The organism is Shewanella sp. H8 (genome assembly GCF_040285065.1).
In the GTDB taxonomy this organism is placed as follows: Bacteria; Pseudomonadota; Gammaproteobacteria; order Enterobacterales; family Shewanellaceae; genus Shewanella; species Shewanella polaris.
Genome location: NZ_CP157213.1, coordinates 4,008,776 through 4,021,602, shown reverse-complemented (window position 1 = coordinate 4,021,602; position 12,827 = coordinate 4,008,776). Strand labels below are relative to the sequence as shown.

The 12,827-nt window shown below is 39.8% G+C and carries 16 protein-coding genes; 8 read left to right on the top strand and 8 right to left on the bottom strand.

Annotated elements, in window-relative coordinates; all coding sequences use genetic code 11:
* Positions 1-96 precede the first annotated feature (96 nt).
* Positions 97-333 carry a helix-turn-helix domain-containing protein gene (locus ABIS04_RS17560; protein WP_124012630.1) on the top strand — a complete coding sequence of 79 codons (237 nt, stop codon included), beginning with the start codon at positions 97-99 and terminating at the stop codon, positions 331-333.
* A 78-nt stretch (positions 334-411) separates the two neighbouring features.
* On the opposite strand, the gene ABIS04_RS17555 is transcribed toward ABIS04_RS17560, so the two are convergent.
* Positions 412-900: a TIGR00645 family protein gene (locus ABIS04_RS17555; protein WP_350431906.1), complete on the bottom strand. Its 489-nt coding sequence runs from the start codon at positions 898-900 to the stop codon at positions 412-414.
* Positions 901-1,393: 493 nt separating this feature from the next.
* Here ABIS04_RS17555 and ABIS04_RS17550 point away from each other — a divergent pair, with 493 nt between their 5' ends.
* Complete coding sequence (locus ABIS04_RS17550) at positions 1,394-1,798, top strand: hypothetical protein (protein WP_350431905.1); 405 nt, start codon at positions 1,394-1,396, stop codon at positions 1,796-1,798.
* A gap of 353 nt (positions 1,799-2,151) precedes the next feature.
* Positions 2,152-2,901 carry a class I SAM-dependent methyltransferase gene (locus ABIS04_RS17545; RefSeq protein ID WP_350431904.1) on the top strand — a complete coding sequence of 250 codons (750 nt, stop codon included), beginning with the start codon at positions 2,152-2,154 and terminating at the stop codon, positions 2,899-2,901.
* A 94-nt stretch (positions 2,902-2,995) separates the two neighbouring features.
* Here ABIS04_RS17545 and ABIS04_RS17540 read toward each other — a convergent pair whose 3' ends face one another.
* The 4 genes from ABIS04_RS17540 to ABIS04_RS17525 form a co-directional block, all read right to left on the bottom strand.
* A complete protein-coding gene (locus ABIS04_RS17540) occupies positions 2,996-3,268 on the bottom strand; it encodes a DNA polymerase III subunit epsilon (RefSeq protein ID WP_350431903.1) in 273 nt (90 codons plus the stop codon).
* Between the two features lie 174 nt (positions 3,269-3,442).
* On the bottom strand, positions 3,443-4,411 hold the full coding sequence (locus tag ABIS04_RS17535) for an alpha/beta hydrolase (protein WP_350431902.1): 969 nt from the start codon (positions 4,409-4,411) through the stop codon (positions 3,443-3,445).
* Positions 4,412-4,466: 55 nt separating this feature from the next.
* A complete protein-coding gene (locus tag ABIS04_RS17530) occupies positions 4,467-5,240 on the bottom strand; it encodes an SDR family oxidoreductase (RefSeq protein WP_350431901.1) in 774 nt (257 codons plus the stop codon).
* A gap of 43 nt (positions 5,241-5,283) precedes the next feature.
* Complete coding sequence (locus tag ABIS04_RS17525) at positions 5,284-6,750, bottom strand: NAD(P)/FAD-dependent oxidoreductase (protein WP_350431900.1); 1,467 nt, start codon at positions 6,748-6,750, stop codon at positions 5,284-5,286.
* 198 nt (positions 6,751-6,948) lie between these two features.
* Between ABIS04_RS17525 and ABIS04_RS17520 the strand changes: the two genes are divergently transcribed.
* Entirely contained in the window at positions 6,949-7,956 is a 1,008-nt protein-coding gene (locus ABIS04_RS17520) for an AraC family transcriptional regulator (protein ID WP_350431899.1), read from the top strand.
* A gap of 134 nt (positions 7,957-8,090) precedes the next feature.
* On the opposite strand, the gene ABIS04_RS17515 is transcribed toward ABIS04_RS17520, so the two are convergent.
* Positions 8,091-8,678: an excalibur calcium-binding domain-containing protein gene (locus tag ABIS04_RS17515; RefSeq protein WP_350431898.1), complete on the bottom strand. Its 588-nt coding sequence runs from the start codon at positions 8,676-8,678 to the stop codon at positions 8,091-8,093.
* 358 nt (positions 8,679-9,036) lie between these two features.
* Between ABIS04_RS17515 and ABIS04_RS17510 the strand changes: the two genes are divergently transcribed.
* Both ABIS04_RS17510 and ABIS04_RS17505 read left to right on the top strand, forming a co-directional pair.
* Positions 9,037-9,552: a hypothetical protein gene (locus tag ABIS04_RS17510; protein WP_350431897.1), complete on the top strand. Its 516-nt coding sequence runs from the start codon at positions 9,037-9,039 to the stop codon at positions 9,550-9,552.
* Between the two features lie 311 nt (positions 9,553-9,863).
* The gene (locus tag ABIS04_RS17505; RefSeq protein ID WP_350431896.1) at positions 9,864-10,385 is read left to right on the top strand and encodes a DUF1993 domain-containing protein; all 522 of its coding nucleotides are present in this window, start codon (positions 9,864-9,866) and stop codon (positions 10,383-10,385) included.
* A 175-nt stretch (positions 10,386-10,560) separates the two neighbouring features.
* On the opposite strand, the gene ABIS04_RS17500 is transcribed toward ABIS04_RS17505, so the two are convergent.
* Both ABIS04_RS17500 and ABIS04_RS17495 read right to left on the bottom strand, forming a co-directional pair.
* Complete coding sequence (locus ABIS04_RS17500; protein ID WP_350431895.1) at positions 10,561-11,460, bottom strand: EamA family transporter; 900 nt, start codon at positions 11,458-11,460, stop codon at positions 10,561-10,563.
* Positions 11,461-11,657: 197 nt separating this feature from the next.
* On the bottom strand, positions 11,658-11,909 hold the full coding sequence (locus ABIS04_RS17495) for a DUF2999 family protein (protein WP_137224954.1): 252 nt from the start codon (positions 11,907-11,909) through the stop codon (positions 11,658-11,660).
* Positions 11,910-12,079: 170 nt separating this feature from the next.
* Between ABIS04_RS17495 and ABIS04_RS17490 the strand changes: the two genes are divergently transcribed.
* Entirely contained in the window at positions 12,080-12,397 is a 318-nt protein-coding gene (locus ABIS04_RS17490) for a hypothetical protein (protein WP_350431894.1), read from the top strand.
* Positions 12,390-12,806, top strand: a complete 417-nt coding sequence (locus ABIS04_RS17485) for a hypothetical protein (protein WP_350431893.1) — start codon at positions 12,390-12,392, stop codon at positions 12,804-12,806. The genes ABIS04_RS17490 and ABIS04_RS17485 overlap by 8 nt, the downstream gene beginning before the upstream one ends.
* The last annotated feature ends 21 nt before the right edge of the window (positions 12,807-12,827 follow it).

The window sequence follows — 12,827 nt, the reverse complement described above, 5'->3', positions numbered from 1 at the left end:
AGTAAACCACTATAAGGTGTAGGATGTTACACTTCCCTGTTGAAATATCAGGCATTCAGAGCTAAAGTGTAGCAAAGTACACTTTGGACTAACGTTATGACATCTGCACTCAATCAACAATCCTTGGGTTTACTCATTAAAGAAACCAGAAACAACGCGGCATTGACTCAAGATGTGGCGGCGATGTTGTGTGGCGTGACCAAAAAGACGTTAATCCGTGTCGAGAAAGGTAATGATGTTTATATCTCGACAGTGTTCAAAATTCTTAATGGTCTGGGGATTAGTATTGATGCAGCACAGAATAATAACGCTGATCCTAAAGTGTGGTACTAATCGATAGTAAACAAAAAGCCCTGATACTGTTATGTATCAGGGCTTTTTATTTGGATATGGATGCTTACTTGAGTGTAATTACTTGCGGGTAATTTTATCCAGATATCCCATGGCGAAGGCCGATATCACAAAGGTGATGTGGATGAGCAGATACCACATGATTTTGTCGTTTGCGGTGTTTTCTGCATTCATAAATATCTTAAGTAGGTGGATGGATGAAATCGCGACAATTGACGCGGCTACTTTGTTTTTAAGTGAGCCTGAATCCATCTTGCCTAGCCAGTTTAGTTTTTCACTATTTTCACCCACATCAAGTCGTGAGACGAAGTTTTCGTAGCCGGAAAACATCACCATGATGAGTAGACCACCGACTAAGGTGATGTCGATGAGTGATAGGGTCACGAGCACTAAATCAACTTCTGCAATGGTGAAAATAATAGGAATGATATGAAAGATCTCTTGAAAGAACTTTATGCCTAAGGCGAGTAAGACTAAGCTTAATCCCAAATAAATAGGCGCCATGATCCAGCGTGATGCATACATCAATTTTTCAAATATTTGTTCCATAAAAATAGTAACCCTTCAAATAAATACGCTAGAAATCAATCGAACCACTTATGTTAAAACAGTAACATAATGAATTTAGCTGTGTTTGCATATAGTGGCAAACCTGATGATACGTTATCTAAGGTTAAGTGATAACAGGGTAAAGAAGTTAATTAACATAAACTGTGTCGTGTCATCAATCATTCAAGTCAGTCTCATACCTAATTCGACCAGCATTAAAGGCTTGTTTACAACTCAATGGGGTTATAGTGTAGCAAGTTATGCTTTATGGTTGGTTTATCGGTTGGATATTAACAAAGTGTATTAAGATACGCTTTTGTTGAACATTTGATTTAGCAGGGACAGGTTTGGATGTGTCAGAGGCAGTGTAAAAAACCTGCTGTCAATTTTGTTCCGCAATTTTTAATCTATGCCTAAGGTTGGTTAATTACACTGTGTTGCTTGAGTCTGTAAATAGTTAAGTATTTCAAAATTAAAAGGAAGAACTATCATCATGGATAAACATAATTCCAATACGACTCGTAAAATGCCTTGGGTGACGATAAGTGTCATTGCATCCATAGTGTTGTTACTTGGACTGCTGCTAACGCTGATGCCCAAGGGTTTTAAGACGAGCCATGAACAAATCGGCACGGGTAAGCCTGCGGTGGTATTTGTCTATGATCCTAACTTTGTGTCGAGTGTCACCCAGACTGAGCAGATGAATGAAGCGCGTGATCATCTTGGCGATAACGTGTTATTTCTTGTTGCCAGTGTGGGAACGCCTGAGGGACAGGCGTTCATCGCTAAATATAATGCTGGCGGTGCTGAGCTATTACTCTTTGATTCAGCGGGAGCGCTTATTAAAAGACAGTCGGCGGTTATAGACGCTAATGAACTTATGCGCTGGGTACGGTAGTTATTTTTAGTCTAGATCTCAGATTGATTACTTTGCAGGTTATAAAAAATTGCGCGTCATGATATCCAGCTAATTGAGGGTTAATACCAAATATTAGCAAGCCTAAATATCAGACGTTAAAAAGCCTCGATACTTAACAGTATCGAGGCTTTTTTATTTCATAGTGTTTAATTTTTTATTGATTGCAGTCGGCTTTTAGAAACATTTACTTTTATCCATTTATTAGGACCGTGTACCTTAGTGCTATTCATTAACGTTGAACCACTAACCATCAGCGATTAATCATTTCTCAATCGCACTATTTGATATATGATGCGCCACCTTAAATTTGCCTAAGTTTTCGATTCAATTTTATGTCTACCAATGCCCTTTATACCGACTTGTCTGGTTATTACGATTTAATGTGTCGCGATATTAATTACCAACAACAAAGCAATAGCGTAGTGCGCTTGCATCAAATATTAGGCAATAGTGGTAAACAACATTTAGATTTAGCCTGTGGCACCGGGCCGCATGTGAGGCATTTTATCGATTTTGGTTATCAAAGCAGTGGACTCGATATCAATCAGCCTATGCTCGATATTGCTATGCGCCGTTGCCCTGAAGCACGGTTTAGTTTGCAAAATATGACTGAGTTTTATGTTGAAGAAAAACTTGATTTAATTACCTGCTTTTTGTATTCCATCCATTATTCTCAGGGTACAGAAGCGCTTAAAGCGTGTATCGCAAGCGTTCATAACGCATTAAATCCAGGTGGCCTGTTTTGTTTTAACTCTGTTGATAAGCATAAGATTAATAACAAGGCGTTGGTGCGGCACAGTGTCGAGCATGATGAAAGCGAGTTTGTGTTTGAATCTGGCTGGCATTACAGCGGGGAAGGTGAGATGCAGTCGCTAAATTTAAGCATCGCCAAAACCCAGTTTGACGCCACGCAGTTATGGCAAGATTCCCATTCGATGGTCGCCACTAGCTTTACTGAACTTAACGCATTGTTAAGTCCGTATTTCGATATTCATATATTTGAACACGATTATGACAAAATCATCCCGTGGGATTTAGATTCTGGCAATGCTTTGTTTGTGTGTGTGAAACGCGAAATTTAGAGGGGCATCAAGGTTGTTATTAGCCATATAATAGTGGCAGAATTTACTTATTTGAATATAGCCATCGTCATTAACAATGGCTATTTATTGAGTGTTACTCTTCGGTAAATTCGGCTTCAGCCTTTTCTAGCTCTTGCTGGTTTTTAAGCTCAAATTGTTGCTGTTTTTTCAGTTTGGCTTCTTCTTCAAGCTCTGCTTTTCTTTCTTTAAAGCTGTGTTTCTCTGTTTTGGTGAGAAACTTAAACGCTTTATCATTGGCAATTGCGTAAGCAACAACATCTTCGCCTTTTACTCTGCGTTCATCGACACGTTGTGAAAAACGTTCGTTATCTCTGGCTTTGCGTTCTTCGGCATTTAACTTACTCATATCGGTATCCTCATTAATTATTCACGGTAGCGTTAACTACACTCAGTCAAACAAATGAGAGTGGTTGCACATTCATAAATCTGATGCGGGGATTTTAGCATAAGCTTGCGTTGCTGGCCTGCATAGATGGTGTCTTAGTCATTCTAAAAATAAGTGGTCAGAGTAAGTATTACATCAATCATTGAAGCTATTTAATGCCATTGCGATGTTATGAGTGGCTTGTTGGGCGTGCGAGCTTAGTTTTGTGATGGAAATAAAGCCATGCATGCAATCATCAAAATGTTGGTGTTGTGTGTTGATACCTGTCGCTTTTAGGCGCTGCGCATACGCTATGCCATCATCCCTTAATGGATCGTAACCTAGGGTGAGTATGTAGCTTTTGGGCGATTCGCTGATGTCTTTTGCTTGCAGTAGGCTTACCAGTGGTAGGTTTACTTCATCAAGAGAATGTAAATAATGTTGCCTGAAATAATCCATTAAATCGCGGGTGAGTATTAACTGCTTATTGAAACTGCGATAAGACTCCGTTAAACCTTGCAGATCAAGCATCGGGTAGATTAAGAATTGAAATGCAGGTTTTACTTTTGCCTGAACAGATAGTGATGTTTGTAGTGAATTTAATCCAAGGATGCAGGCTAAATATCCCCCTGCGCTGTCGCCACCCACGCCAATATGATCTGGATTGATATTAAGCAGTTGATGATGGTCGTTGATATAGTTCCAAGCATCAATGGCATCGCAAATTGGCGTTGGGAATTTATGTTCTGGGGCAAGGCGATAACCGACCGAAATAATATTCATCTTGCCATGTTTAGCGAGGTAGCGGCAAAAGCTATCGTGAGTGTTAATGCTGCCAATAACGCAGCCGCCACCATGAAAATAAACCAGTGTTTTGGGTAGTATTTTAGCGCTGGGATAGTAACAACGGATTTTGATTGTGCTATCACCTGCACTCACAGGTACCGTTAAATTAATCACTTTATCCATTTTGATTTTATTAAGCCCAAGCACGCTGTCCATCACTAAGAATATGTACCTAAATAGTGTGACAGGCAGCTTATGCAAAGGTGTTAATGACAACAACTTGGCGGCCATTAACTGCTTAGCTTCTAGCGTTGGCGCTTGTTTATTGAAACTGTCCATTGTTATGGGCCTTATTGTTATTGTTATTGTTATTGTTATAGAGCAACAACAGCCTTTATCGGCTTAAAAATTTCATTACTAGGCGATTAATATACGCCGGTGATACGTTACTTAATCTATGTAATAAGCCATAAAATACACCTACTGTTCTATGGGTTTTAGCGTGCTTTACCTGTTTTTCGATCACTGCTACTACGTTCTGTGCGGTGATATTTACGCCTAATCGTTGCAGTACTTTGGCAGAGTTTTTTTGAGATTTCACCATATTGGTGGTGACAAAGGGCGGCATAACATCGCAAACCTTGATGCCATATTTTGCCCATTCTAGCTCTAACGCTTCGGTCAGTGCTTTTACAGCAAATTTACTGGCCGAGTAACTGGCCAGTTCCGGTACACCGTAATCGCTACTGGCTGATGACATATTGATAATAGTACTGGTGCCATTATTATTTAAATATGGCCAGGCAGCATGGCATAGATTCATCACTCCGATAACATTAACATTCACTATTCGTTGATGATGTTCAATAGGTGTTTGTTCAAATGACCCTATCTCCAATATGCCGGCGTTATTGAATAATATCGCCAAGCAATTATTATGTTCGGCACAAAATTTAGCCATAGCGTGTTGTACTTGTAAAACATCACCGACATCCAGTTGAAACAAACGTATCCGCGTTCTATCCCATATTTCAGTGGCTTGTGTTAGTTGCACCATATTGATGTCGGCCATGGCGACCCAGTGACCCTTTTTGTGAAAGTGTTTTGCAGTTGCTAAGCCAATGCCGGATGCTGCGCCGGTAATAAAGATAGTATTTTTATTCATCATAACCTGGTTGTTTTTTTGTACTGGTTAAAGGTGGGTAAGCTAACTAAAATAAGCGGGTATTAAAGTGTTCCATTTGCGGTTGTTTCATTTCATCAACCCAGCGCTGCCAGGTGTATGGCCATAAAATTGGGTCGCCATCGGCGTCTAAATACCAACTTTGGCATCCACCTACCCAACTAGTGCCTTTTAACCCTTCCTTTATGTAGGCATTAAACTCGTCAATGGCTTGGGGCTTAGCTTCAAATTCATCAAATTGATGACCACGCCATTTATCAATCATTTTTATCACGTAATCAGCTTGAACTTCGCTCATGGCGATAACAGAGAAGTTACCAATAGGGGTATTAGGACCTAACATTAAAAAGAAGTTAGGGTAATTGGGTAGCAGCATGGAGCGATAAGCTTTAATTTTATGTTGCCACGCTTTATCAATGTGCAAATTATTACGACCAATTAGGTTCATTGGGCGCATAAAATTAAATGCATTAAACCCAGTGGATAACACCAATACATCAAGCTCATGGTGCTTACCGTCTTTAGTGGTAATGCCTGTTGCAGTAATACGATCTATACCCTCTGTTATTAACTCTGCGTTGGGTTTTTGAATACCTTTATAAAAGGTGGTGTTGATAATTACCCGTTTACAGCCCACTTGATAATTAGGACGTAATTTTTCTCGTAAGATTTTGTCTTTTATGCTTAATCTTAAGTTTGTTTTACATAAAAAATTTAATAAGTGTTTTTGTACAAAATGGCCCGTTACCGCTTTAGTAAAAATATGCTCTAAAAAGAATTTTCCAGCATTACGGTGAATTTTGGTGATGATTGGATAGCGGCTCATCAGTTTTCTGCTGGTTTTTGAAAACTCAAAATCTGGCAGGTGCATTAACCACTGTGGTGTGCGCTGAAAAACCGACACTTTTGCTCCAGTGTTTATCAGTTCTGGAATGGCTTGAGCGGCAGTTGACCCGGTACCGATAACGCCTACTCGGGTTGAAGTCGATATTTCGACGTCGTGGTTCCACTGAGCTGTGTGAAATATAGCGCCTGTAAAGTCTTCTAGTCCGGGAATATCTGGACATTGCGGGTGATGCAAAATACCTGTGGCACACACAATAAAATCGGCGATATAGGTTTGTGCTTTATCGGTTTTTACCGTCCATTTGCCATCAGCATATTTCGCATCGGTTACCGCTTCGTTAAAGCGAATGTCCCGTTTTACATCATATTTATCTGCAACATTTTCAAAATACTGTTTTATTTCTGGCCCGCGGGCAAAAAAGCGGCTCCAGTTTGGGTTCGGTTCAAATGAATAGGTGTACATGTGAGCAGGTACATCACAGGCTGCACCAGGGTAGGTATTTTCTCGCCATGTGCCGCCCACGCAGTCTTTTTTCTCCAGCACTACAATGTCGGTGATACCGGCTTTTCGCAGCTTAATTGTCATTAAGATGCCCGTCATACCGGCACCTATGATAACTACCGCAGGGTTTCTTTTTATTTGGGTCATGGTAGCCCTTATTTATTCTTATCGTGATGTCTTACCGTTATTTGTGACTGCTACTTTGAATGTTTATAACGTTAAGTGTAAGCATTAAAAGAGTGTTAACGATTTGTATTATCTCTCCAGCATAAAAAACTATTGTTGATTGATCTACGCGTTAAAGGGACGTATATTTGTGATTTTAAGACATAGAAGCCATCAGTTATGACATTTCGCAGCATTACCAGTGTACAAATTATTGTGTCTTATGGCATTGAGCTGGGTATTGATGAGGATGTTTTACTGCAAGGCTCTGGTTTAGTCAGCGCTCAGTTAACCGATCACGAACAGCAGGTTGAAGACAAACAAGAGTTACAGGTGTTAAACAACCTCATGTTAAATAGCGCTTGCCCATTTAAGGTTGGCATGGCGTTGGGTTGCCGTTATCACCTTACCAGCTATGGCATTATGGGCTACGCGTTATTGGCGAGTCGTACCGTGAGAAAGGCAGTTGAGCTGGGGCTTCGTTATTTAGATTTAACCTATGTTTTTTCCAAAATAAAATTGTCTGAGGTTAACGATGGCTTGTCGCTAACATTCTTATGCGATATTCCGGGCGAGTTAGGTGAGTTGGTGCTAGTGAGAGATATGTTGGGGGCTGCGATGATCCAACGAGAAATATTTGAAAGCAAAGATTTACCCCTTAAATTGCAGTTTACCTCACCTCAACCTGCAGGTTTACCACTAGAGGAGATAAAACAAATACTGGGTGCCGAAGTTGAATTTAACGCCAGTTATAATGGTTTTGTAGGTTTAGCGCACTTATTGGACTTGCCATTGGTTAAAGCTAATGAAGCTACCGCCAGAATATGTGAAGCCCAATGCAACCAGTTGTTGCAACAAAAGCAAAACTGGCAACCCACCGCCAAGCTGGTTAAAGACACTCTGGTACATTTGGGTTTAACGACGTCAATGGAAGACATTGCAAAACATTTAGCGCGCACCACTCGCACTTTACATCGTCAATTGAAACAAGAGCAAACCAGTTGGCGCCAGGTGCGTGATGATGTGCGTTTTGGCATTGCAGAAGCGTTATTATTAACGCCAATGCAACTTGATGAAATTGCTGAACGACTTGGTTTTAGTGACGGGGCTAATTTTAGTCACAGCTTTAAACGCTGTAAAAATATGACCCCAAGCCAGTATCGTAAACAAGCAAAAAAACAGCGATAGCCATCGGTGTAATGTAGGTAAAGGCTAGCGAGAAGCTCAAGCCTTAGGCCTAGAATCTAAAGACTTATACCAAGAATTTAGAACAAGCGGCTGTTAAACCAGAATCTGCCTTTAATGATGCCATTGCCTAATGTTTAATTACAGAACTGCCGTTCGCATGGAATTCCGTCACCATCACCATCCATTTCAGTTCTTGGGCAGTTGCGGATATAAAAGGTGGCTTCTGCACATGAACGCATTTGGCTGCAGTGTGTTTTACCTGCTTCACATCTAAAGCTAGGAGTCGGTTCAATCCACTGCATCTGCTCAACATCTTCATTGGTCAGCACCGGTGTAGCGGTCATTTTCTCATATTGTTTATAGGCAAAAATACCAACCCCAAGCAAGATAATAAGCATTATTAAACGACCAAGTATGGGGCTTGAGCGGTAGCTTTCCTCGCGATGATATGGATTATTCTGTTGATGTTTAGTTATCTGAGAAGCAGTTCTAGTGGTGTTAGACACCACTGCCACGCCTTCAATACTGGCTTTTACGGCTTTGACTTTGCCATCGGGCTGGTTCTCGCGATGAAATACAATCTCATCACCCACCATAGGCTTTCTTGCCATGTGTTTTAACGCTGAGATATGGATAAACACATCTTGATTATTGCCGGTTTCTGGTTTGATAAAACCAAAACCTTTGTCATTGTTCCAGCGAACTAAGGTGCCTCTTTCCATGGCGATACTTTTCCTTGATGGTAATTCTTGAGGGGAATTCAGGTGAATAACAATCATGCTTAATAAATTGGTTTTATAATAACTATTTTTACAGTATTTAAGCTAGTTATTTGATTAAGTTAACCATAAGTAGGATGATAAAAATTGGCTAACGGTTAACTCAATTAAGTAAGCCTAGTGAGTCTATATCGGCCAAACTCAAAGCCAGTTTTTAGGGTGATATAGGCGTACTTAATTAGGCATTATGTCAGCTGTTTATTTGAACTTGAAAATAAAGCGATAAGTTATCGCTATAAAAAATCCTTTAGCAACTTGGCTACGTATAAAGAGATCTAATATTTATCAAAAGGACTTAACCATGCGTTTTTTTATCATGATTACCAGCTTATTACTGCTTAGCGCTTGCAGCACTATTTATCCAAACCAGGAAATTACAGGACAGGTTTTCCCATCTGTAACAGGGCAAACACTTGAAAAAGAGTCTATGACCTTGCCTGATGATTTACAGGGAGAAATGGCGTTATTACTGATTGGTTACAAGCAAGACTCACAGTTTGATATTGATCGCTGGTTGATTGGTTTAGATATGACTCAAACAACAGTGTCGGTTTATGAAGTGCCGACAATACAAGGCCTGTTTCCTAGAATGTTCAGCACCCTGATTAATAATGGTATGCGTGCTGGTATACCTAAGCCTCTTTGGAAAGGCGTTGTCACGGTTTACCAAGATGGTGAAAAAGTACAAGCTTTTACCGGTAATGAAAACCCAAACAATTCTCGGGTGGTGCTTATCAATGCACAAGGTAAAGTGATTTACTTTTATGACCAAGGCTTCTCTGTTGATGCGCTAAATAAGTTAAGAGCCTTGCTTTAATGATCAAAATACTGCGTATGAAATATTGGTCTTGAGATGAATCATGGCAGTATTTTAACTGTCGAGCTTTAGCCTTATAGCCACATCTCGATAGACTATGTATCTTATGAATATTGGCAATGTGATCGACAGTAATTATGTACAGGTTCATTTGATACGTTTTTTGGCGTTTGTGTTGTTAGGCTCTAATTATGAAACAAAGCTAAATGTGGCTAACCATGATTAAATACCGCTAACCTGATTGTAATGTTATGCGTGATCACTAATTATTTACACGCTACTAATTTGTAGCTCTTATTGAGGACTTAACTATGCTGTACGATTTGACTGTAGTGCAATTCAGCAAAATGCTGAATAATTTAAATAATATTCTTGATAAGGCCGAGGCATTTTCCGCTTTTAAAAAGGTCGACATGGCTGTATTGCTGAACTCTCGCTTAGCGGCAGATCAATTTAATCTTATTCGTCAGATCCAGATCGCCTGTGACACGGCTAAAGTCGGTGTTGCCAGATTAACCGGTCAGCTAGACACTATGCCTAAGCATGATGACACTGAAATGACGCTTGAAGAGTTGCGCCAACGCATTGCTTCAGTCATTGAATATCTGGATGGTTTTAGCGAGGCCGACTTCGCTCACGCTGCCACTATCCATGTGTCACAACCTCGTTGGGCAGGTAAATACTTAACAGGTAATGAATTTTCCATTGAGCATGCCATTCCTAATCTCTATTTTCATATCACTACGGCCTACGCGATATTACGCCACAACGGTGTTGAAGTGGGCAAAAAAGACTACTTAGGCGCGATGCCTTATAAAGTCCCGGTGATTTAACAAAGATACCCATTAGCGGCTATTGAGGATAAATAAGCTTATATAGCGTTTTTATCCTTTTATATCTGTGCCCAGAAGCCACCGTTTAAGCAATATATTGACCTGCTTTTTACGTTAACTTTTGGGCATTGTTGTTTTATTTCATTGTCTATGATTCTGCTGAATAACCACTTTTTTATTTAATCTTAACGGCATTCGATGTGATAATTCTTTGGCGTAACAACTGAATTAATGTTGGCGCGATAGAGGCTAGAATCATTCCGCTCATCAATAAATATTGATTTGGAGTATATGATTCCCCCATTAATACTAGGCCGCAGACTATGCCCGCTATCGGGTTGGCAATGCCGCCAAAAGTGAAGTCGACTACTGACATACGTTGCAGTAACCACACATACATACTGTAACCCAGTACAGTATTGAGCAAAATTATCCAGCTTATGCCGAAACTATTAGTCAGACTAAATTGGCTGACAACATTGATATATTGTTCAGGTGCAATGAGTGCCTGAATTCCTGTTGCAATCAGTAATAATCCCCCGCCAATAATCAGTTGCCAAGTGAGTATGGTCCACCAATGAATGCGCGAACCTAACGCTTTGGTCATTGTGCTACCGATAATAATGCAACTAATTGCAGCAAGCATTGCGACTAATCCAATGGGATTTAAGCTGATGGATCTTGGATCAAACAGCATCCAAGCTAAGCCAATTAATATAGCCCCGGAAATTGCTTGTAACAGGTTAGGGCGTTTTTTACTGACTATCCAATGAAATAACATCGCGAAAACCGGTACCGATATCATTCCGATGCCAGAAATAGCCGATGGCAGCGTTAACGCCATGATAAAAATTAAACTGAAAAATATAGCTATGTTAATGGCACCGAGTTTAATCAAAATAGACCAGTCTGCTTTATTCGGTAGGCTGGGTTTAATTGCCAGTAAAATAAGCCCTGCAGGTAGCGCACGAAGGGCACCGAGTAACAATGCTGGCCAGTCAGGCAAGGTTAGCTGTGTCATTGCATAAGTGGTACCCCAAAAAAATGCAGGGATCATGGCAAGTAAAATATTCATAAAAACCTTAGCGTTCTACCTATTACATTTATTGTCTTCATTTAAAGATAAATGCAATTTTTGAAAATAATCAATAACGATAGTTGGTAGATAGATTAAAACGGCCAGTGTCTTTTAAGACGCTGGCCGTTTTTGTGCGTGTATTATTCAATAATGTCGTCTTATTTTCGTAGTAACACTTTTTATCATAATTGTAATTATGGTTGTAACTGGGCTTTTGCTGCTTCAACTTTTGAAAAATCTAAGCCAAGTTCTACAACAGCTTCTTTGATTAAGGCTGGGTTTTGCATCGCCATGCCCATCAACTCTTGTAATTTATCCGCAGGAATGCCTAATTGACCAATCGTCGCCATTGCTGCAAATGGGTTTTCAGTTAACGTCTGGAACAGCTCATTAATTTGTACGTCACTGATATTGTGTTCTTTGAAGATGGCAAGAATAGGATTCATTACGTTACCTTGTATGGTTGAAGTGAGAAACGCAATATTTTATCACGTTTTACACTCTATGGTGCAAGATGGCTGTCGTAGTTATTCTCTGAATTTAAGCCATTGATGTTTGTACGCATCTCGATATAGTGCATTGCTGTATGTTTGGTTAATTTACACGGATTTTTTATATGGATATTGTCACCCTTTGTATTGTTCTTATTATTTTGCAGCCGATAATTGTGTATTTCGCTTTTTTCAAAAATATTGCTGCTACAACTAAATATAACGAATTTTATCAATCGTTTCTTGTGCTTCCTCCTAGCTTGTCTTTATTTTACACAGACCAATATTGGTCTGCGTTAGGCTTGTTAATTGGGGTGACTGTCGTTGGTATTGTGTTGGCCAAAATGATTAACCATAAGGCTAATCCCCATTGCTCTTGGTGCTTTAACTTCATTAACGATATCATGGTTCATATTGGTTGGTTTTGGTCACCTTGTGGCTGACGCTTTTTCAAGTTCTACATTGGTTGTATCAATCTTTGACATAATCACATCGCCAAAAGGGATTTATTCTGCGTTGTTAATGTCATTTTATTATTTAGCCGCGATGTTAGTGTTGATATTCATCCGCGTATTAGAGAAAAAATTTACGCCAAAGGAAGAGCTTAGTGGGGTGTTGCTACTTATATTAAGCTTTATTGGTGGCGCACTTCCCGCCATGGCGGATTATTTTGTGTTAAGTACTTTTCTCAATGTGTTTATTTTATATCTCAGTAGTGGTGTGATAATTCGTTCTGATGATGATAGTTCTGCTGGTGCAATTGGTTTTATGTATGCCTATTTATTTACTATGGGTGTAGGGGTTTGTTTGTTGTATCAAGGTGGCATGTGGCTTTATCGTGTTGCGAGCTAAAGGTGCGTTGTAAACCATCAT

What these genes read in the sequence shown, in the direction of transcription:
- ABIS04_RS17510 (WP_350431897.1), top strand. Translation starts at nt 9,037, where the DNA reads ATGCGTTTTTTTATCATGATTACCAGCTTATTACTGCTTAGCGCTTGC.
- ABIS04_RS17555 (WP_350431906.1), bottom strand. Translation starts at nt 900, where the DNA reads ATGGAACAAATATTTGAAAAATTGATGTATGCATCACGCTGGATCATG.
- ABIS04_RS17505 (WP_350431896.1), top strand. Translation starts at nt 9,864, where the DNA reads ATGCTGTACGATTTGACTGTAGTGCAATTCAGCAAAATGCTGAATAAT.
- ABIS04_RS17540 (WP_350431903.1), bottom strand. Translation starts at nt 3,268, where the DNA reads ATGAGTAAGTTAAATGCCGAAGAACGCAAAGCCAGAGATAACGAACGT.
- ABIS04_RS17560 (WP_124012630.1), top strand. Translation starts at nt 97, where the DNA reads ATGACATCTGCACTCAATCAACAATCCTTGGGTTTACTCATTAAAGAA.
- ABIS04_RS17545 (WP_350431904.1), top strand. Translation starts at nt 2,152, where the DNA reads ATGTCTACCAATGCCCTTTATACCGACTTGTCTGGTTATTACGATTTA.
- ABIS04_RS17525 (WP_350431900.1), bottom strand. Translation starts at nt 6,750, where the DNA reads ATGACCCAAATAAAAAGAAACCCTGCGGTAGTTATCATAGGTGCCGGT.
- ABIS04_RS17495 (WP_137224954.1), bottom strand. Translation starts at nt 11,909, where the DNA reads ATGAATCCTATTCTTGCCATCTTCAAAGAACACAATATCAGTGACGTA.
- ABIS04_RS17515 (WP_350431898.1), bottom strand. Translation starts at nt 8,678, where the DNA reads ATGGAAAGAGGCACCTTAGTTCGCTGGAACAATGACAAAGGTTTTGGT.
- ABIS04_RS17520 (WP_350431899.1), top strand. Translation starts at nt 6,949, where the DNA reads ATGACATTTCGCAGCATTACCAGTGTACAAATTATTGTGTCTTATGGC.
- ABIS04_RS17490 (WP_350431894.1), top strand. Translation starts at nt 12,080, where the DNA reads ATGGATATTGTCACCCTTTGTATTGTTCTTATTATTTTGCAGCCGATA.
- ABIS04_RS17535 (WP_350431902.1), bottom strand. Translation starts at nt 4,411, where the DNA reads ATGGACAGTTTCAATAAACAAGCGCCAACGCTAGAAGCTAAGCAGTTA.
- ABIS04_RS17550 (WP_350431905.1), top strand. Translation starts at nt 1,394, where the DNA reads ATGGATAAACATAATTCCAATACGACTCGTAAAATGCCTTGGGTGACG.
- ABIS04_RS17500 (WP_350431895.1), bottom strand. Translation starts at nt 11,460, where the DNA reads ATGAATATTTTACTTGCCATGATCCCTGCATTTTTTTGGGGTACCACT.
- ABIS04_RS17530 (WP_350431901.1), bottom strand. Translation starts at nt 5,240, where the DNA reads ATGATGAATAAAAATACTATCTTTATTACCGGCGCAGCATCCGGCATT.